The 21,914-nt window shown below is 57.0% G+C and carries 9 protein-coding genes and 2 rRNA genes; all 11 read left to right on the top strand.

What is annotated here, in order from left to right; all coding sequences use genetic code 11:
• Positions 1 to 31: 31 nt before the first annotated feature.
• The 11 genes from CE153_RS02240 to CE153_RS02175 all read left to right on the top strand — a co-directional run bounded on the left by CE153_RS02240 (position 32) and on the right by CE153_RS02175 (position 21,914).
• Positions 32 to 1,396: an MFS transporter gene (locus tag CE153_RS02240; RefSeq protein ID WP_099594989.1), complete on the top strand. Its 1,365-nt coding sequence runs from the start codon at positions 32 to 34 to the stop codon at positions 1,394 to 1,396.
• 163 nt (positions 1,397 to 1,559) lie between these two features.
• Positions 1,560 to 2,312: a 4-hydroxy-tetrahydrodipicolinate reductase gene (gene dapB, locus CE153_RS02235; protein ID WP_039199135.1), complete on the top strand. Its 753-nt coding sequence runs from the start codon at positions 1,560 to 1,562 to the stop codon at positions 2,310 to 2,312.
• 200 nt (positions 2,313 to 2,512) lie between these two features.
• Positions 2,513 to 5,395 (top strand): heavy metal translocating P-type ATPase, encoded by a 2,883-nt coding sequence (locus CE153_RS02230; protein ID WP_099594988.1) that lies wholly within the window; start codon positions 2,513 to 2,515, stop codon positions 5,393 to 5,395.
• A 287-nt stretch (positions 5,396 to 5,682) separates the two neighbouring features.
• Entirely contained in the window at positions 5,683 to 6,588 is a 906-nt protein-coding gene (gene dapA, locus CE153_RS02225; RefSeq protein WP_039199986.1) for a 4-hydroxy-tetrahydrodipicolinate synthase, read from the top strand.
• Between the two features lie 491 nt (positions 6,589 to 7,079).
• Entirely contained in the window at positions 7,080 to 8,909 is a 1,830-nt protein-coding gene (locus CE153_RS02220; RefSeq protein ID WP_307976250.1) for a ribonuclease J, read from the top strand.
• A 194-nt stretch (positions 8,910 to 9,103) separates the two neighbouring features.
• The gene (pepN, locus tag CE153_RS02215) at positions 9,104 to 11,713 is read left to right on the top strand and encodes an aminopeptidase N (RefSeq protein ID WP_099571686.1); all 2,610 of its coding nucleotides are present in this window, start codon (positions 9,104 to 9,106) and stop codon (positions 11,711 to 11,713) included.
• 274 nt (positions 11,714 to 11,987) lie between these two features.
• Entirely contained in the window at positions 11,988 to 13,370 is a 1,383-nt protein-coding gene (gene glmM, locus CE153_RS02210) for a phosphoglucosamine mutase (protein ID WP_039199130.1), read from the top strand.
• 63 nt (positions 13,371 to 13,433) lie between these two features.
• The gene (locus CE153_RS02205; protein ID WP_003835375.1) at positions 13,434 to 14,090 is read left to right on the top strand and encodes a peptide deformylase; all 657 of its coding nucleotides are present in this window, start codon (positions 13,434 to 13,436) and stop codon (positions 14,088 to 14,090) included.
• Between the two features lie 571 nt (positions 14,091 to 14,661).
• Complete coding sequence (locus CE153_RS02195) at positions 14,662 to 16,224, top strand: DNA polymerase III subunit epsilon (protein WP_099594986.1); 1,563 nt, start codon at positions 14,662 to 14,664, stop codon at positions 16,222 to 16,224.
• A gap of 641 nt (positions 16,225 to 16,865) precedes the next feature.
• Positions 16,866 to 18,393: ribosomal RNA gene (locus tag CE153_RS02185) — 16S ribosomal RNA — on the top strand.
• Positions 18,394 to 18,843: 450 nt separating this feature from the next.
• Positions 18,844 to 21,914: ribosomal RNA gene (locus CE153_RS02175) — 23S ribosomal RNA — on the top strand.
• Together the 16S and 23S rRNA genes form the textbook arrangement of a ribosomal RNA operon.

Here is a 21,914-nt window from a genome sequence, read left to right as displayed (position 1 = left end):
CGGACGCAACGAAAGTTAAGGAGCGATAATCATGGCTGCCACCAGCGCAACCGAAACCCCGAAGTCGCCATATTCCGTATTGTTCTCCATTTCGGGAACCAAAGCGTTCTGCGCTTCCGGAGCTTTGGCGCGACTGCCGATGTCGATGATGGGCCTCGGCATTATTCTCGCACTCAACCACCTGTACGACAATTGGACGATCGCGGGCGTGATGAGCGCGGCGTATGTGCTCGCCACCGCAGCGGTCACGCCACTGTACGCGCGACTGTTCGACCGATTCGGCCAGCGCAAGGTCGGTTCGATGGTGCTTATCGTGCAAATCATCACCATGCTTGGTTTCGCGTTCTCCGCATTGGTGCGCGTGCCGATCCCGCTGCTGTTTGCGCTGGCTGTGGTGATGGGGCTTACGCAGTTCTCGTTCGGCGCGCTCGTGCGTACGCGCTGGGCGTATGTGCTCGACCGCACCGGCAACGGCGAACTGCTGAACACCGCATACGCGCTGGAATCCGCCATCGATGAGATCGTATTCATTTTCGGACCGATTCTCGCAGCGTTCCTTGCGGCTTCCGTGCACCCTGTTTCGCAGTTGTTCGTGCCAACGATTGCCTGCGCCCTTGGCGGTACCATTTTCTTCACATTGAAGGATACGCAGCCGCCGGTCGTGCATGAAGTCAAGGTCGTTTCGGCCTCTTCCGACGATGCTGATGTGCGATTGACTATCGATGGCGATGCCAGCAATACTGGCGATTCGGGTTCCGCACCGCGCGACAGGCTGACCATCGCACAGCTGAAAACAAACGACGCAGCCAAGAAACGTAGCGTATTCACTTATGCTGGCGTGATTCCGTTGTTGCTGGTTTTCATCATATTCAATATGAGTTTCACCGCATTCGACACGTCCATGACGGCCGTCATGAAATCGTTGCATCTTGATTCCGTGCTCGGCGTGCAGCTGGCGATGCTAGCGGTCGGTTCATGCATGGGCGCGCTGGTTTTCGGAACGCTCGAGCTCAAAGGGTCCCGTTGGCGTTACATGATCATGTTCCTCGCGATGATCACCGTCGGCTTCTTTGTAATTCACCTGTGCCAAGGCAATCTGATCGTAATGGGCATTATGGAAATTATCACCGGTCTGGCTGTTTCGCCGGTGTTCGCATCGGGCAACCTTGTGATGAAGGAAACCGTTCCTGAAGAGTCGTTGACCGAAGGTCTTTCCTGGGTGAGCACTGCGGGAACCGTCGGCGCATCATTCGGTTCGATGATCACCGGTATCATATTGGATCACGCCACACCCGACGTGAGCCTGATGCTGCCATGGATTTTCGTGCTCGCCTCGATTCCGTTTGCCCTGCTCGGCTGGGTGATCACGCGTCGAAGTGTTTCGCAACATTCATAGATGATCTGTGATTCATAGATACTATGCGAATTAAGCATTCCAAAAATTGCCCGAAAATGATCGTAAGGATTATGTTCGGGCAATTGTATTCTATTGTTGGATTCGTTGGAATCGTAGAAAGCTGTTGCAGATAGATGCAGCCAGAACGCTTGAAGGAGTTGCAATGATCAAGGTTTCTGTAGTTGGTGCCAAAGGGCGCATGGGTTCCCACGTGGTCGACGCTGTGAACAACGCGGACGACACCGAACTGGCGCTCGCGCTTGACGCTGGCGACGACCTGAGCCAAATAACCCCCGAAAATACTGACGTGGTGGTGGAGTTCACCGTGCCGAGCGTGTCTCTTGACAATGTGCTCGCACTCGTGGCGCAAGGCGTTGATGTGGTGGTGGGCACCACCGGTTGGACCGAAGAGAAGCTCGATCAGGTGCGTGCCGCGCTCGCTGCCGCGCCTCGCGAAGGCCAGAGCGTGTTCATTGCGCCGAACTTCGCCATTTCCGCCGTGCTCGCCGACTATTTCGCCAAGGTTGCGGCTCCGTACTTCGAATCCGCCGAAGTGATCGAACTGCACCACCCGAACAAGGTGGATGCTCCGTCCGGCACCGCATTCCACACCGCGCAGGGTATTGCCGCAGCTCGTAAGGCCGCAGGTCTTGGCCCTGTTCCGGATGCCACCGAAACCGATGGCGGCTCCCGCGGCCAGGTGGTTGACGGCATTCATGTGCACGCCGTGCGTCTGCGTGGCCTCAATGCCCATGAGGAAGCCCTGTTCGGTAACGACGGCGAGCAGCTGACCATTCGTGCCGACAGCTTCGACCGCATTTCCTTCATGCCGGGCGTGCTGTTGGCCGTACGCAAGGTCGCCACCGGTTCATATCCGGGCGTGACCGTCGGCCTCGACAACTTCCTCGACCTGTAAATCCTTACGGTTGAACGGTAAATAGTCCCCAAACCGGCTGATGTTGGCTTATTTCAGGCATCGGCGATTTGGGGATTATTCATATCGTCGTATACCTACGTAATAAAGCTGTGCGCTGACTCTTGGCAATCAGCTCAAATGCTGGTATACAGTGTGACTGTCCGAATCGAAAACGAATGCAATATGGAAACCGGTGAAACATGCAGGCTCTGATCGCCATCATCGTCGCATTGGCTGTGACGGCAGCCGTTTTGTGGTTCTTTTTCGCGCCGCGCAAAGCGTTCCGAGCCCGCGTCGGCAACGGTGTGCAAGAGGCGGTCGTCGAAGTCAAAGGCGGGTACAGTCCGGCGGTCATCGAAGCCGAGGCTGGCTTGCCTTTGCGATTGATTTTCGATCGCAAGGAAGATGGCGAATGCTCGTCGCATGTGGTGTTTTCCGATTTTGGCGTCGACCTTGCGCTGCCTCCTTTCCGTACGACGACGTTGACGATTCATCCTGATGAGCCGGGGGAGTACGGTTTTGCATGCGGTATGAACATGCTGCATGGCACGTTACGTGTGCTGCCGGGAAAACATCATGCTGCAATGCAGGACGAGCATTCAGCGTCGGAAGAAAATCCGAATAATGCAGAATCTCATGTTCCTGCGCAATCGCAACAGACTGCTGTTGATGAAACATCGCATGAATCTGTTGATACTTCTTCTGATTTTTCTTCTATTTCTGCTAATTCTTCAGATGATTCTTACGCATCTCGTGAAATGCGAGCATTGATTACGCGGCTTATTGTGTCTGCCATCGTTACGATTCCGGTATTCGCTTCTACGATGTTGATGCTGTATCCAATGCCGAATTGGGCGCAGTTCATACTGATGCTGCCGGTGATGTGCTATGCCGCATTACCGATTTTCCGTAGCGGTTTCGCTGCGATCATTCACCGCTCTCCGGAAATGAACGCATTGGTCAGTTTGGGTACGGTATTCGCGTTTGCTTACTCGTGTGTGGTCACGTTTGTGCCTCAGATTCTGCCTGAGAATGCTCGAGAACCGTATTTTGAAGCGGTTGGTGTGGTCATCACGCTGATGCTGGTCGGGCAATTGCTTGAAGCGCGCGCTCGCGTCGGTACGGGAGAAGCCATGCGTGCATTGGCGAAACTGCAGCCGAAAACCGCTCGCGTGGTGCGTAATGAAATCGAAGAGGAAATTCCGGTCGATCAGGTGTTGGCCGGAGATATTATTGCGATTCGTCCAGGCGAACAACTTCCCGTTGACGGCACGGTTATTTCCGGTTCATCGTCTGTCGACGAATCCATGATCACCGGCGAATCCATGCCGGTGCTGAAGCAGGCTGGCAGCAGTGTGACCGGTGCCACGATCAACGGTACCGGATCGTTGCGGTATCGTGCCACAAAAGTCGGCAAAGATACGGTGCTCGCGCAGATCATTGGATTGGTGCAATCCGCGCAAAGTTCCAAAGCTCCGGTACAGCGCCTAGCGGATAAGATTTCCGGTATTTTCGTGCCGATTGTGGTACTGATCGCCGTGTGGTCGTGCGCATTGTGGTTCACGTTCGGGCCGGAACCGCGCGTGGTGCATGCGCTGGTGGCGGCGGTTTCGGTGCTTCTGATCGCATGCCCATGCGCTTTGGGTCTTGCCACACCGCTTTCCGTAACGGTTTCGACCGGTCGCGCCGCGCAAATGGGTGTGCTGATTCGTTCCGCCGAAGCATTGGAGACGTGCGGCAAAATCAATGCTGTCGTGCTTGACAAAACAGGTACGATCACCGCTGGTAAACCGTCGTTGACCGACGTGCTTCCGCTTGGAAAATGGCATGAAATACCAGATGATTTGCTGGCGATCACAGCCAGTGCCGAACGGGATTCCGAACATCCTCTTGCCGCCGCGATCGTTGCAGGCGCGCAAGAGAAGCATCTTACGTTAGGCGAGGTAACGCAATTCCGTGCGATTTCCGGGCAGGGAGTCACTGCGCACGTCGCGTCACATAGTGTCGCTGTTGGCAATGCCGATCTGATCGACGATCTTGACGTGGCCATGCCGAGCGTCGGCAACGAGGATCTCGATGACATTATCGAGACTATGGAACGGCTGTCGGCGGAGGGGAAAACGCCGATGCTTGCAGCGATCGATGGCGAGCTTGCGGGAATCGTGGCCGTTGCCGACATGGTAAAACCCGATTCTCAACAGGCCATCGCAGCCTTGAAATCGCATGGCGTCAACGTGGTGATGCTCACCGGAGACAACGAAACGACGGCACATGCTGTGGCAAATCAAGTTAGCGTCAGCAACGTGATCGCTGGAGTGCGACCGGAAAACAAGGCGGACGAAATCGCAAAACTGCAGGCGCAAGGCTATACGGTGGCGATGGTGGGCGACGGTATCAACGATGCTCCTGCGCTTGCCCGTGCGAATGTGGGATTCGCCATTGGAACGGGCACGGATGTGGCGATCCAGTCCGCGGACGTGACATTAATGAATGGCTCGCTGATGGGTTTGGTGCATGCGCTTGATTTGACCCATGCCACCATGCGCAATATCGCGCAAAATCTTGGATTCGCCCTTGGCTACAACAGCATTGGTATTTCCATTGCGGCGGGCGTGCTCTACCCGTTCACCGGCATGATGCTCAATCCGATGATTGCGGGCGCGGCCATGGCGTTCTCGTCGCTGTGCGTGGTGACGAATGCGAGTCGACTGCGCCTGTTCGATCCAGGCAAGGCGGTGCGTGCCGCAAATAAGACGTATCAGGTTCGCCAGCCGAACCCGAACGATAATAATCACAACAACCATAGCCAGAAAGGATTCATCATGGGACTGTTCAGTGATCACAAGGCCAAGAAGGAAGGTATGCACGAGGGCATGGAAGGCATGGGTGGAGCGCACTCCTGCTGTGGCGGCCACACCGCCGGTGTCGACCAGAGCGCGCTCGCCAAGGATCCGGTCTGCGGCATGAGCGTCGATCCGGCCACCGCTGCGGCCACCCGCGAATACAACGGCACCGACTACTACTTCTGCAATCCGGGCTGCGCTGCCAAGTTCGAGCAGAACCCCACCCAATACCTTGCCTGAGTTTGTTCTGGCGGCCGCACGTTTCCCTCTTTCTGGCCGCACTGTTTGGAGTGTTGTGCGGTCAGGAAAGCGAAGTCGTGAGGTCATTTGGATTGAATCCGCCTGAGTATGCGGCTAAGCGTACCGATTCTTCCAGTGACTGGGAGTTTTTGGACTGTGGGAGGCTTGGCAGCGGGAGGATTCTTCCAGTGACTGGAGGATTTTGGTCTCGGTGAGGCAGTTCATATTGCGGTATGGTCACGAACGTGAATGCTTCGGCGTCCGTGGCGGGAAGTACCGTTAACACTATGACTGACGGTACTATGCATCTTCTTGATCCTGCTCCTTTCGGACGTATTCTTCCGGCCATGGTCACCCCTATGAAGGCCGACGGTTCCGTTGATTTCGAGGCCGCGCAGAAGCTTGCGAAGCAGCTTGTTGCCGATGGCGCCGATGGCCTTGTGGTCAATGGCACCACGGGCGAGTCTCCCACCACCCACATGGAGGAGAAGGTCAAGCTGGTTCAGGCCGTCAAAGATGTGGTGAGCGTTCCCGTTATTTCCGGCGCGGGTTCCAACGATACCGCCCACACCGTGCGCATGGTGGAGCAGACCCAGGAGGCGGGCGCCGATGCGGTGCTTGTGGTTGCTCCGTATTATTCGCGCCCGTCGCAGGAGGGCGTGTTCCGCCACTACAAGGCGGTCAATGATTCCGCCGACAAGCCGATTATCGTTTACGATGTGCCTGGCCGTACCGGTTTGCATATTCAGTTGGAAACATACCGTCGTTTGTCTGAACTTGATCATGTTAAGGCAGTCAAGGATGCCACCGGAGATATCGCAGGTGCCGTGCGTAAGCGTATGGAAACCGGTTTGACTTGGTATTCGGGCGATGACGGCCTGTTCCTGCCGTTCCTTTCGGTTGGCGCGGTCGGCATTATTTCCGTGATCGCGCATGCCGCATCCGGTCCGATGCGTGATTTGGCTGCTGCGTTCGATCGCGGCGACATTCATGAGGCGCAGCGCATTGCCGTGCAGCTTGCCCCGCTGGTCGAAGCGATGAATGGAAGCGGCTTCCAAGCTGTTATGGCGAAGGCGTCGCTGAAGGTGCGTGGCATTCTCGATTCCACGACGATGCGTTTGCCGAACGTCGGTCCGGGCGAAGCTGAGATTAAGCGCGCGGAGGATGGCATGCGCGCTTCCGGCTTGCTGTGATTGCGATTATTGCCATACCTGCAGCAGCGATGTTTACAGCACTGATGTGCAATGGCGATTACAGCAATCATGGTGATCAATCTCGACGATTACGGCAAGCATTGCGACTACCGGTTTGCCGTAATACGTTTGTCGTAATGCGGCAAACCTACTGAATTCCTCGTTTCCGCACAGGCGGAGACAATTAGTAATAGAAATCCAACTAGGAAATGGCTATAGAAGAAACCAAAACAGTGACTACGCACAAGCGCGGCAGCAAAGCTGCCAAGCGCACTGAAACCCCCCAGACCTCGGATGTGAAATCCGCGAAGTCTGTGAGCTCCGAGAAGCCCAACAAGGCCGAAACGACTTCCAAGAAGACGAAGTCTTCTAGCCGTAGCGGTGGTCGTGGCACTCGCGCTGGCGATGCGTCCGGTTCCGCCCGTGGCGGTTCCCGCGGCAATGGCAGCGGTTCCTCCAAGGGCACGAAGAGCGTGAAGAACGTCAAGAATGTGAAAAGCGCCAGGACTTCTAGGAACTCCAAGAATTCCAATGCGGCAAGCTCTTCTGCCGGCAGCCGCCGCAATTCCCGTCTTGCCCCGCAGACCACCGCACCCCAGCAGGATGATGTGTTGATCGCTCCGCCGAAGTACCGCAAGGGTTCCATGCGTATCGTGCCCCTTGGTGGCCTTGGTGAGATCGGCCGCAACATGAACGTGGTCGAATACAACGGCCACCTGCTGCTCATCGACTGCGGTGTGCTTTTCCCTGAAGAGGAGCAGCCGGGTGTTGATTTGATCCTGCCTGACTTCCATTACATCAAGGATCGACTCGACAAGGTCGAGGCTCTGGTGCTCACTCACGGCCACGAGGATCATATTGGCGGCGTGCCGTACCTGCTGAAGCTTCGCCCTGATATTCCGCTGATCGGTTCCAAACTCACGTTGGCTTTCGTTGAAGCCAAGTGCAATGAGCATCGCATCAATCCGCGACTGGTTGAGGTCAAGGGGCGCGACAAGCTGAAGGTTGGTCCGTTCAATCTTGAGTTTGTGAACGTCACGCATTCCATTCCGGACGCTCTGGCTGTGTTTGTGCAGACTCCGGCCGGAAGCCTCATCGATACCGGCGATATCAAGCTCGATCAGCTGCCGCTCGACCATCGCATCACCGATTTGGTGGAGTTCGGCAAGCTTGGTGAAAAGGGCGTGGATCTGCTGATGATGGATTCCACCAACGCTGAGGTTCCGGGCTTTGTCAAGCCGGAAACCACCATTGGTCCAGCGCTTGATCAGGCGTTCGCCCAAGCTACGCGCAAGATCATCGTGGCCAGCTTCTCCAGCCATGTGCACCGCGTGCAGCAGGTTGTTGATGCCGCTCATAAGTATGGCCGCAAGGTGGTGTTCGTGGGTCGTTCCATGGTCCGCAACATGTCCATTGCTGCGGATTTGGGCTACTTGAGGCTTCCTGAAGACACGGTCATCGACCTGAAGAAGGCTCATGACGTGCAAGACGACAAGCTCGTCTACATGTGCACTGGCTCCCAGGGCGAACCGATGGCCGCGCTTGGCCGCATCGCCGACGGCAACCATCGCGACATCACCATCAACGAATTCGACACGGTCATTCTTGCGAGCTCCCTGATTCCAGGCAACGAGCATGGCGTGTACAAGATCATCAACAAGCTGGTGCAGCTTGGTGCCCGCGTGGTCAATCGAGACAATGCCGCCGTGCATGTGTCCGGCCACTGCAATGAGGGCGAACTGCTGTACATGTACAACATCGTCAAGCCGAAGTGCGCCATGCCGATTCATGGTGAGAACCGCCATCTGGTAGCGAACGGCATGATCGCGGTTAAGACGGGTGTCGATCCGCAGAACGTGGTGCTTGCTGAAGACGGCGATGTGGTCGATTTGTACCACGGCCAGGCTGCCGTTGTCGGTTCTGTGCCATGCGGTTACGTGTACGTTGACGGCGATTCCGTTGGTGAACTTACCGAGGAAGAGCTTGAGAAGCGTCGTATTCTTGGCACGGAAGGTTTCGTGTCGAGCTTCGTTGTTGTCGATACGGAAACGGCTGACGTTGTCGCCGGCCCGAAGATCTATCTCAACGCGGTTGCCGAAGACGAGAGCGAATTCGACAAGGTCCGTCATCAGATCGTCGAGCAATTGCAGGATGCGATGATGACTGGCACGCACGATACGTACAAGCTTCAGCAAATCATGCGTCGTACGTTGGGTAGCTGGGTCGCACGTCAGCTGCATCGCAAGCCTATGATCGTTCCGGTCGTTGCCGATATCGCGCAGGATGTTGACGAAGCGATGGGATTGAATGCAGCGCAATGATGAATCGATAGATAGTCAATATTTTCGCAATATCGCTGATTTCGGTGAAATTAATATTGGAATAATATTGAAATATCGACAGATCGTCAATAATTGTTGATTACATAATCAAAAGAAGGACGGCGTAACCGGCACAACCGGTTGCGCCGTCTCCTATTCCATAAATAGGAATTTCACAATAAAAAAGGAGTGACATGCCAGGAGCAAATCTCACCCGAATCGAAGCGGAAGAACGCAAAAGCGTTATCGCAGCACCGGTTCATTACACGGTCAAACTTGATCTGACCCGTGGAGCTAAGAATTTCGGTTCCGAAACCACCATCACGTTCGACGCTGAGCCGGGAGCTACCAGCTTCCTTGACCTGATCGCCACCGAAGTGAGCGAAATCGTGCTCAACGGCGCAACTCTCGATCCGGCCGAAGCGTTCGCCGACAGCCGTATCGAACTGAAGAACCTCGAAGCGCACAACGAAGTGACCGTCAAGGCGCTGTGCCAGTATTCCAACACTGGTGAAGGCCTGCACCGCAGCGTCGACCCGTCCGACGGCAACATCTACCTGTATTCCCAGTTCGAAGTGCCGGATGCTCGCCGCGTGTACGCCGTGTTCGACCAGCCCGATATCAAGGCCGTGTTCGACTTTTCCGTGCTCGCAGCCAAGTCATGGATCGTCACCTCCAACATGCCCGCCGCCTCCGTAACCGACAACGAAACCGTTACCGAAGAAGGCACGCTCGGCACGCACGAAGCCGAAACCACCAAGCTGTGGGTGTTCGAATCCACGCCGACCATGAGCTCCTACCTCACCGCCATCTGCGCAGGCCCATACGCCGAATGGCATACCGAATACGCCAACGAAGACGGCCGTACCGTGCCGATGGCCATGTACTGCCGTCAGGCGCTCGCCGAAGCGTTCGCCAAGGATGTCGACTACCTGTTCGACATCACCAAGAAGGGTTTTGCCTTCTATGCGAAGACTTGGGGCGTGCCATACCCGTACGCCAAGTACGACCAGATCTACGTGCCGGAATACAATGCCGGCGCTATGGAGAACATTGGCATGGTCACCATCCGCGACCAGTACGTGTTCGAATCGAAGGTCACCGACGCGTATGCCGAGCGCCGCGTCGTCACCGTGCTGCACGAGCTTGCACACATGTGGTTCGGTGATTACGTGACCATGAAGTGGTGGAACGACTTGTGGCTTAACGAGTCTTTCGCTGAGTTCACGTCCACCCTTGCCACTGCCGAAGCCACGGAATGGAAGGACGCTTGGGCCACGTTCAGCTCCGGTGAAAAGAGCTGGGCACTTCGCCAGGATCAGCTGAGCACCACCCATCCGATCGTCGCGCCGATCAACGATCTGAACGACACGTATGTCAACTTCGACGGCATTACCTACGCCAAGGGCGCTTCCGTGTTGAAGCAGCTCGTGTTCTATGTGGGGCGTGAGAAGTTCTTCAAGGGCATCAACAACTATTTGAACAAGCATGCGTACTCCAACGCTACGCTCGCCGATCTGCTGGCCGAACTCGAGCTGACGTCCGGACGCGATCTCAAGGCGTGGAGCGCCCAGTGGCTTGAACAGTCCGGCATCAACACCATCGCCACCGAAGTTGAGGAAAACGAGGATGGTACGATTCGCCAGCTTGCGTTGCGCCAGTCCGCTTCGGCTGAGCATCCGGTGCTGCGCGCGCATCGTTTGGCTGTCGGCTTCTACAATGAGGATCCGGAAACCGGCAAGATCGTGCGTACCGACCAGTTCGAACTTGATGTTGACGGCGAACTGACGATTGTCGAAGCGGCTGCCGGCAAGGCACGCCCGTCGCTGATTTTGGTGAATGACGACGATTTGACATACACGAAGCTGCGCTTCGATGAGAAGAGCCTCAAGTTCGCTGCGGAGAACCTGTATCGTTTCGACGATGCGTTGGCTCGTTCCGTGATTTGGCTTGCCTTCTGGGATATGACTCGTGACGGCGAATTGCCGGCAAAGCAGTTCATCGAAACCTCTTTGGCTGCGCTCGCCACGGAACATGAGTCCACCACGTTCCGTTACGCTTTGGCGCAGATCAGCACCACCGCATGGCATTACACCGCTCCGGCCGACCGTGCCGAAGTGGTGGAGCATGTGGCTGCCGAACTGTTCAAACTGGCTCAGGATGCCGAAGCCGGTTCCGACGAGCAGTTCCAGCTGATCACCGCCTATCTGGGTTATGGTGAGCCGGGCGATGCTGCGTTCGAAGCAAATGCGAAGGGTCTGCTCGATGGTTCCGTGAAGCTTGACGGCTTGGAAATCGACAATAATTTCCGTTGGACCATCATCAACGCGTTGAGCACGATCAACGCCATCGGCCAGAGCGACATCGACGCGGAACTTGCCAAGCGTGAAACCACTGAGAACCGTGAGTTCGCATTGGGTGCACGTGCGGTCGCAGGCATTGCGGAAGCCAAGGAATGGGCTTGGAACGAGGCTTTGCACAACGACGAGCTGACCAACATGCAGTTGGAATCCGTGGCCCGCGGCTTTGCATCCACTCCACGTGTCGATTTGGCTGAACCTTATGCGGCCAAGTATTTCGAGGTTGCCGACTGGATTTGGAAGAACAAGACCTTCCACATGGCTGAGGCTCTGCTGGAAGGCCTGTACCCGAGCTATGCCGATCCGGCCACGCTGGTGGAGCTCGGTGATGCTTGGCTGGCTTCACATGCGGACGCCGACAACGCGTTGCAGCGCATTGTGCGCGGCAATGTTGAATCGTCGCATCGCACGCTCAAGGTGCGCGATTTCAACGCGTCCCTCTGATGCCGTTCCTGATACCACTGCAGTAGCTGTTTTTAGTAGCTACTTTTGATATCACTCTGTGATATCGCATCATAAGCCCGGACTGGCGGCGTGACTTATCTCGCTGCCAGTCCGGGCTTGTTTGCTTCCAGACAAGCCATCCCAAACAAAGGCCGGTCCCATGTTGCAGTATGCAGGTATCGCAACATGTTGTCGACTATTTCGTTGAATGGTGAACCCGTTGAGTACGATGGTGCACGGCAATATAATTTGAGATAGCGAGGACTTGAGACTCATGCCACGTATGTTCGGAACAGACGGTGTTCGAGGATTGGCGAATAGGGCTTTGACCGCACAGCTTGCGTTGGATTTGGGCGATGCTGCAGTGCGTGTGCTTGGCGATGACGAAGGCAAAAGCGAATTCGACGGTCGTCGCCGTGCACTGGTCGGCCGTGATACTCGCGTTTCCGGCGATTTTCTTGCGGCAGCACTGTCCGCAGGCATGTCCGCAGGCGGATTCGACGTGATCGACGCGGGCATTATTCCGACTCCGGGTGTCGCATACCTGACTTCCGTGCTGAACGTGGAAATGGGTGCCGTGATTTCCGCATCCCACAATCCCATGCCCGACAACGGCATCAAATTCTTCGCACGTGGCGGATTCAAATTGCCTGACACCAAAGAAGACGAAATCGAAAGCGTGCTCGGCCAGGATTGGGAACGCCCGACCGGTGCCGGCGTGGGCCGCATCAGCCACGACACGGCAACCGCAACCAACCTGTATATCGACCATCTGGTGTCCACCATCGCTCCCATCGGACCCGACAAGTCCCAGCCGACACCGCTGAAAGGATTGAAAGTCGTGGCTGACTGCGCCAACGGCGCCACCTCCGTGGTCGCGCCGGAAGCGTTGCGCCGCGCCGGAGCAGACGTGATCGTAATCAACGCTTCGCCAGATGGCTACAACATCAACAAGAACGCCGGATCCACACACCCCGAACAGCTGCAGGCCATGGTCAAGGCTTCCGGCGCCGATCTAGGTGTGGCCTTCGACGGTGACGCCGACCGTTGCCTCGCCGTGGACGAAGACGGCACCATGGTCAACGGCGATCAAATCATGGGCATTCTCGCACGCGCCAAGAAGAACGCGGGCAAGCTCAACCATGACACCCTCGTGGTAACCGTGATGAGCAACCTCGGCCTGAAACTCGCCCTGCGTTCCATGGGCATCAAAACCGTGCAAACCGGCGTGGGCGACCGTTACGTGCTTGAGGAAATGCTGCGCGGCGACTATTCGCTCGGCGGCGAACAGTCCGGACACGTGATCAACCGCGAATTCGCCACCACCGGCGACGGCACCCTCACAGCATTGACCCTATGCAACGAAGTGGTCAACTCCGGCAAAAGCCTCAAAGAACTCGCATCCGACTTCCCGCAACTGCCGCAAACCCTCATCAACGTGCCGAACGTCGACAAGCTCGCGGCTAAAACCAATGCCAAAGTGCAGGCGGCCGTCGAACGCGAAGAGAAAATGCTCGGTGACACCGGCCGCGTGCTATTGCGCCCATCCGGCACCGAACCGCTCGTGCGCGTCATGGCCGAAGCGGAAACCCAACAGCAGGCCGACGAGGTCTGCGACCGTCTCGCCAAAGTCGTAGCCGAAGAACTCGCCCTGTAACCACACTGCCGATACACATCATTCGGCAATCCAAAATCCTGAACCAATACGCGAAGGAAACCCATGTTTGGACGCAATTCGAAAGTCAACCTCGAACTCAACCGCGAGGTTGAAAAACTCATAAAAACCGGCGGCAAGGAACAACTGCTCCCCATCGTGCAAGCAGGCGAACCGGTACTGCGCCAGCAGACCGCGGCCTACGAAGGCCAGCTGAGCCGCAAAACGCTCGACAAACTCATCGAAACCATGCGCGTCACCATGATCGAAGCGCCGGGCGTGGGCCTCGCCGCAACCCAGATCGGTCTTGGACTGGCCCTCGCCGTGGTGGAAGACCATGTGCGTGACGACGATGACGATGATCCGCGTGAAGCGGCCGAATTCCCGTTCCATGTCATCATCAACCCCAGCTATGAGCCGATCGGCACCGAAACCCGCAGCTTCTACGAAGGCTGCCTGAGCTTCGACGGCTATCAGGCGGTACGCAAGCGCTGGCTTGACATCACCGCCCGCTGGCAAGATGAAGACGGCAAACAGCATGAGGAGCATCTGCATGGTTGGCCAGCCCGCATCTTCCAGCACGAAACCGACCATTTAAGCGGCGAACTGTATATCGACAAGGCGGAAATCCGCAGCCTCGCCACCAACGAGAATCTTGAGGATTTCTGGTGCGACGATCCGGTTCCTAACGAAGCCGCAGCCGAACTCGGATTCGAACTGTAACTTAGGGGTAAGCGCCGTTGTAAGCGCATAATGTGCGGCAAAGGCGTTGTGGAATCCAATCAACACGGAATCCGGTTGTTACGAATCCGATCGTTGCGGAAATCCGTGAATACCTAACAAGGGGGAGAGGCCTACGAGCCTCTCCCTTTTTTCGTTATGCCATCATTTTTTCGTCATGCCATCGTTTGTATGTCCTGTGTAATGCGCGCACGCATCGTATTCCCCACGGCACACGCACGTATGCACGTAACCATGTTTGCATTTCGCAAGATTATCTTTCGCAGCGTTATATCGCGTGATATTTCCAGCACCATCTGCGTCATCATCATGGCGAAACGATTTCGTACGCGACGTCGTACTACGCGCGCAACGTGCATGGACACAGTCAAACAAGGTATTTTTGGTGAACATAATAGTTTTTCGCAACATTAGTTTCTTTCCTGTATTGAATTCTGCGGAATAAACGAATTTAAGATACGCTTTCGAATCTTGAAAAAAGGAGATTGCGCTATCCGAGAAGTAGCATGTTTTTCGTGGGCGTCGACGTGTACTGCACCCCCTCTCGGCTACCATGCAAAGTATGAACGAAGCAAAGACGGGCCGTTCCTGGCTTACTGAAGCCAAGCAAGACATCAACCAATGGTCGGCATCGATGCCGAAAAATGCCGACAACCAGCTTATCGACTGGCAGTGGGTCGCATCCCTCGACTTGGAACACGGCATTGGAGCCGCGCAAAGCCAAGACATCGACCTGATTGCCGTTTTGGACGCCGCCGATACCGCACTTTTGCCGACTCCGGAAATAACGGATTCCATGCAGGATTCGTCATTATCCGCCCAACAGCTGCATAATCTGCTGAAAAAGGATCTGACGGTGCGAGACCGTCTCGAATCCATCATCGCGCAATGCAACACCGCTTTCATGACGGATTTCGACCGTTTGATCGCTTCTTACCGTTTGCCTCGCGCGCTCGCATATGCGAACCGTCGGTTGTGTGACGAAATTGCCATGTTGCGTCGGATTGGCGTTGCGATGGGCTTGTGGACTATTGCCGAAGAACGCCGGGAACGGGTGACGGTGCCCGTGCTACAGCCTGTGGTCGGAGCGGGCAACCGTGTGAATTTCGACGATATTCAGGATCGCACCGCACAGATCGTCAATGGTCGTGCCGAACGGCGTGCCGCAGAGCGTGAGCAGAAGCGTGCCAGCGATTACGCCATGTCGCGCGCGAACTTGAGCGGGGTGACGAGTCCGGGAGGTTCGCGTGTATTCGATTATGGGGACCGTGACTCTACTGGCACGGGTGCAGTTGGTTCTTTTGGTTCTTTTGGAAGTTCCGCTGACTCGGCGGAGGCCGCGCAAGCTCGACGTTTGGCGGATTACAAAAAGTCGGATTGGCGTGACGCCTACCTCCCTGGCCGTGATCTCGACACGGTGATGGGCATTGATATTGAAACCACAGGCACGGATCCGGCCCGCGTGTATATCATCGACGCCGGGTTCGAATTCATGAACATGATCTCGCCGCGTCCGGCCGGTGAGCCTTCGGGCTACTGCTACGAACAGGGCTATTACGAGGCCGGCGACGCGTACGGTCAGGCGCGTCTTTCCTTCGGAGTGCCTGCACAGAACGCACTGCTCGGCAATCCTTTGATCCTCGACCTTACTGGTATTGATGTGCGCGATCGCGCCGGCACTGACTTTCGCTTGTTTGACGAATGGCCCGAAGCGCAGGTCGGATTGCTGCAACGGCTTGAACAGCAGCCGTACGTTGCGCACAACGCCCGGTTCGAGCACAGCTTTTTTATGTTGAACGTCGCCGGATATGCGGAAAGCTATCGTGCCGGCAATATTACGATCATCGACACGTTGCCGATGAGCCGTCGTTGGGATGAGGGGTCGATTCCCGATGATGAGCATCCGTATGGCGATAACACGTTGGATGCGTATGCCAAACGCCAGGGCGCGTTGGACGCTTCCCAAAGCGAGCGGCATCTTGGCTTGGAAGATGCGCATATCATGCTGGTCGCCATGAAGCATCATCTTGGTGCGCTGCATGCCGAGGGGCGTGGGCCATGGAGCGCGGCCGGTAGGCCAGGCAATGGCGGCAAACGGTGCGGCAAGCGTTGGTAGACGGTAGGTGCTGGTGGGCGGAGTGTCTCGCAAGTTGGGCGGCAAGACACAAGCTGGATGGCGCAACGCAAGTTGGATGGGCGAATTGACGCTGCTGAATGTGTGCCACGCGTAGTCGTGTTGTTTCCCCGCTGGATGTCGTGTATTTGTCCTTCGGCCACGCTCATTCACTCACTGCGGTTGCGACACGCCCGGATGTTGGCTTGCGGTGGGGTGTTTTGAGGTTTTTCCGACGGTCTTTTGCCGCGCGATGGTGTTCCTTGCCCGCTTTTCCCGTGTTTTCGACACGCCGGTGGAGTCCAGTGTTTGCAATGGTTTTCGTGGTGTTCGTGGATGTCCGATTTGCGTTGCCGGCCGTTGTGCTGTAGGTTTATCTCTTGCTGCCGCTCAGCGAGTGGTTCCCCGGCTGGGGTTCCCTGAGGTGGGTGAGTGGTGGTGGTTTGAGAACTCAAAAGCGTATTTGTACTACTTCTTTATAGTCAATGATTGCCAGTCCGTCTTACGGCCCGCGTGTTTGGCGTGGGTGCCGGGAGGCCGGTCAAACGGGACGGGGTTTTTGCGGACAGTCCGTTTTCCTTATAAACGGATGTCGGTTTCTTTATTTTTGAGAGTCACATGTTGGTTCTCTTCATGAAAGGTTTTTTGTGGAGGGTTCGATTCTGGCTCAGGATGAACGCTGGCGGCGTGCTTAACACATGCAAGTCGAACGGGATCCAGGCAGCTTGCTGCCTGGTGAGAGTGGCGAACGGGTGAGTAATGCGTGACCGACCTGCCCCATACACCGGAATAGCTCCTGGAAACGGGTGGTAATGCCGGATGCTCCGACTCCTCGCATGGGGTGTCGGGAAAGATTATATCGGTATGGGATGGGGTCGCGTCCTATCAGGTAGTCGGCGGGGTAACGGCCCACCGAGCCTACGACGGGTAGCCGGCCTGAGAGGGCGACCGGCCACATTGGGACTGAGATACGGCCCAGACTCCTACGGGAGGCAGCAGTGGGGAATATTGCACAATGGGCGCAAGCCTGATGCAGCGACGCCGCGTGCGGGATGACGGCCTTCGGGTTGTAAACCGCTTTTGATCGGGAGCAAGCCTTCGGGTGAGTGTACCTTTCGAATAAGCACCGGCTAACTACGTGCCAGCAGCCGCGGTAATACGTAGGGTGCAAGCGTTATCCGGAATTATTGGGCGTAAAGGGCTCGTAGGCGGTTCGTCGCGTCCGGTGTGAAAGTCCATCGCTTAACGGTGGATCTGCGCCGGGTACGGGCGGGCTGGAGTGCGGTAGGGGAGACTGGAATTCCCGGTGTAACGGTGGAATGTGTAGATATCGGGAAGAACACCAATGGCGAAGGCAGGTCTCTGGGCCGTTACTGACGCTGAGGAGCGAAAGCGTGGGGAGCGAACAGGATTAGATACCCTGGTAGTCCACGCCGTAAACGGTGGATGCTGGATGTGGGGCCCGTTCCACGGGTTCCGTGTCGGAGCTAACGCGTTAAGCATCCCGCCTGGGGAGTACGGCCGCAAGGCTAAAACTCAAAGAAATTGACGGGGGCCCGCACAAGCGGCGGAGCATGCGGATTAATTCGATGCAACGCGAAGAACCTTACCTGGGCTTGACATGTTCCCGACCGCTCCAGAGATGGGGCTTCCCTTCGGGGCGGGTTCACAGGTGGTGCATGGTCGTCGTCAGCTCGTGTCGTGAGATGTTGGGTTAAGTCCCGCAACGAGCGCAACCCTCGCCCTGTGTTGCCAGCGCGTCATGGCGGGAACTCACGGGGGACCGCCGGGGTCAACTCGGAGGAAGGTGGGGATGACGTCAGATCATCATGCCCCTTACGTCCAGGGCTTCACGCATGCTACAATGGCCGGTACAACGGGATGCGACATGGCGACATGGAGCGGATCCCTGAAAACCGGTCTCAGTTCGGATTGGAGTCTGCAACCCGACTCCATGAAGGCGGAGTCGCTAGTAATCGCGGATCAGCAACGCCGCGGTGAATGCGTTCCCGGGCCTTGTACACACCGCCCGTCAAGTCATGAAAGTGGGTAGCACCCGAAGCCGGTGGCCTAACCCCTTGCGGGATGGAGCCGTCTAAGGTGAGACTCGTGATTGGGACTAAGTCGTAACAAGGTAGCCGTACCGGAAGGTGCGGCTGGATCACCTCCTTTCTACGGAGTTTTCAGGACGCCGGTCTGGTGTCCGTCGTGTGGCCCATGCGTCGGGAATGGTTCCCGGTTTCGCGTGGGCGTGCTGGTGTGGAAGAGATCATGGGCTTTCGGATTCCTTTTTGGGGGTCCGGGGAGTGGTATGGGTATGCTTTTGGGCTCCCGGACCGCCACCCGCGACTTGTGGTCGCGTGCGGTTTCCGGATGCCCCTGGTGGGACGCCGTGGGCCTGTGGGCCTGTGGGTCGGGTCCTGTCGGGGCGCGTGGTGGTTTGAGAACTGGATAGTGGACGCGAGCAATGCGATGAATTCTGTTTCATCGTTTGCTTTATCGCGATTTCGCCAGGCTCTTTTTTGGAGTCTGGTTTCGAGATCGATCGTTTTGTGATCATTTTTTACAGTGTGATGATTTGTCGTCTGGCGTTTGAAGCTATCATTAGGGTTTTTCGGGGCGTGTGCCGCCCTGAAGGGCGTATGGTGGATGCCTTGGCAGACAGTACCGATGAAGGACGTTTGAGGATGCGATAAGCCTCGGGGAGCCTCCAACATGGCTTCGATCCGAGGATTTCCGAATGGGGCAACCCGCCGGCCGTCATGGGCCGGCACGGAACCTTGTTGTTCCGGGGGTACGCAGGGAAGTGAAACATCTCAGTACCTGCAGGAAGGGATACTCCGTGAGTAGTGGCGAGCGAAAGCGGATCAGACCAAACCATGGGCGCGCGATACCCGTCGGGGGTTGCGTCCGTGGTGTTGAGGGAGCGTGTGTCCCGGTTCCGACGGACCGGGCGGGAGTCATAAAACGGCTTGCCAGGGGAACAGGCTTGAAGGCCTGGCCGCAGAGGGTGCCAGCCCCGTACCTGGAAGCTTGCCGTCTTCCGATCATGCGTCCCAAGTAGCGCGGGCCTCGTGGAATCCCGTGTGAATCCGCCCCGACCGTGGGGTAAGTCTAAGCATACCTGTCTGACCGATAGCGTACCAGTACCGTGAGGGAAAGGTGAAAAGCACCCCGGGAGGGGAGTGAAAGAGTTCCTGAAACCGTGCGCCTACAATCCGTCGGAGCCTCCTTGGTGGGGTGACGGCGTGCCTATCGAAAAATGAGTCTGCGAGTCAGTGGTGCGTGGCGAGGCTAACCCGTCGTGGGGGAGCCGTAGCGAAGGCGAGTCTCAAAAGGCGTTTTGAGTCGCGTGCCCTGGACCCGAAGCGGGATGATCTAGCCCTGGGCAGGTTGAAGCGCGGGTAAGACCGCGTGGAGGACCGAACCCACCTGGGTTGAAAACCGGGGGGATGACCTGGGGCTAGGGGTGAAAGGCCAATCAAATTCCGTGATAGCTGGTTCTCTCCGAAATGCATTTAGGTGCAGCGTCGGTTGATTGCATCGCGGGGGTAGAGCTACTGGATGCTTGCGGGCCCGTATGGGGTACCAATAGCAGCCAAACTCCGAATACCGTGGATGTGTATTCCGGCAGTGAGTCGGCGGGGGATAAGCTCCGTCGTCGAGAGGGAGACAGCCCAGATCGTCGTCTAAGGTCCCGAAGCGTGTGCTAAGTGGGAAAGGATGTGGAGTCGCATAGACAGCCAGGAGGTTGGCTCAGAAGCAGCCATCCTTGAAAGAGTGCGTAACAGCTCACTGGTCTAGTGGTTCCGCGCCGACAATGTAGCGGGGCTCAAGCACACCACCGAAGACGCGGCAACAGTTTTTGCTGTTGGGTAGGAGAGCGTCCCGCGTGGGGCGAAGCGGCCGTGGAAACGTGCCGTGGACCGCGCGGGAGCGAGAATGCAGACATGAGTAGCGAGAGACGGGTGAGGATCCCGTCCGCTGGATGACCAAGGGTTCCGGGGCCACGTTCGTCGTCCCCGGGTGAGTCGGGTCCTAAGGCGAGGCCGACAGGCGTAGTCGAATGGATGAACGGGTGGATATTCCCGTACCGGCAGCGAACCGCAAGAGCCGAACGGATGAGTACTAACCTCCGGTCGCGTGGCGTCGTTCCCTTCGGGGTTCGGTGTCCGCGGCTGTTGGGAGCGTAGTCCTGGTAGGTTAGCGCACAGGGGTGACACGGAATGGGAGCCGGCCGCGGAGGTGGTTTTCCGTGGTCAAGCACGCAGCCCGTCCCATAGGCAAATCCGTGGGGCGTGTGGGTGAGGTGCGATGATGGGCGCCTTTTCGGCGCGATATCCGGTGGTCCAGGCCGTCGAGAAAAGCCTCGGCGCGAGGGGCGTTGCCGCCCGTACCCCAAACCGACACTGGTGGTCAGGTAGAGAATACCAAGGCGATCGAGCGAATCCTGGTCAAGGAACTCGGCAAATCACTCCCGTGCCTTCGGTATAAGGGAGACCCCCGGACGTGAAGAGGCTTGCCCTCGGAGCGTCGGGGGGTGGCACAGACCAGGGGGTAGCGACTGTTTACCAAAAACACAGGTGCATGCGAAGGCGCAAGCCGCTGTATATGCACTGACGCCTGCCCGGTGCCGGAAGGTTAAGAGGATCCGTCAGCCCTCGGGTGAAGCGGTGAATTCAAGCCCCGGTAAACGGCGGTGGTAACTATAACCATCCTAAGGTAGCGAAATTCCTTGTCGGGTAAGTTCCGACCTGCACGAATGGCGTAACGACTTCCCCACTGTCTCGACCAGGAGCTCGGCGAAATTGCAGTACGAGTAAAGATGCTCGTTAAGCGCAGAAGGACGAAAAGACCCCGGGACCTTTACTATACCTTGGTATTGGCGTTAGGCGCGGATTGTGTAGCATAGGCGGGAGGCTTCGAAGCGCGGGCGCCAGCCCGTGTGGAGCCGCAAGGTGAAATACCGCTCTGTTCTCGTTTGACGTCTAACCTCGGCAAGTCATCCTTGTCAGGGACAGTGCCTGGCGGGTAGTTTAACTGGGGCGGTTGCCTCCCAAAGAGTAACGGAGGCGCTCAAAGGTCCGCTCAGCCCGGTTGGCAATCGGGTTTCGAGTGTAATCGCACAAGCGGGCTTGACTGCGAGAGCGACGGTTCGAGCAGGGACGAAAGTCGGAGATAGTGATCCGGTGCCGGCGCACGGGCGCGGCATCGCTCAACGGATAAAAGGTACCCCGGGGATAACAGGCTGATCATTCCCAAGAGTCCATATCGACGGGATGGTTTGGCACCTCGATGTCGGCTCGTCGCATCCTGGGGCTGGAGCAGGTCCCAAGGGTTCGGCTGTTCGCCGATTAAAGCGGCACGCGAGCTGGGTTCAGAACGTCGTGAGACAGTTTGGTCTCTATCCTCTGCGCTCGTTGGAATCCTGAGGAGGCCTGCCCATAGTACGAGAGGACCTGGGTGGACGGACCTCTGGTATGCCGGTTGTCGCGCCAGCGGCATGGCCGGTTGGCTACGTTCGGGAGGGATAACCGCTGAAAGCATCTAAGCGGGAAGCCTGCTCCAAGATTAGGATTCCTTGGCACTTCGGTGCCTGTAGCCCGCATGTGGAACACGTGTTCGATAGGCCGGAGGTGGAAGCCTTGCGAGGGGTGGAGCCGACCGGTACTAACGGGCGATCGCGGCACATC

The sequence above is a fragment of the Bifidobacterium sp. N4G05 genome, assembly GCF_002742445.1.
In the GTDB taxonomy this organism is placed as follows: domain Bacteria; phylum Actinomycetota; class Actinomycetes; order Actinomycetales; family Bifidobacteriaceae; genus Bifidobacterium; species Bifidobacterium hominis.
The sequence above is the reverse complement of the archived record's forward strand: the minus strand, read 5'-3'. Positions and strand labels throughout refer to the sequence as shown.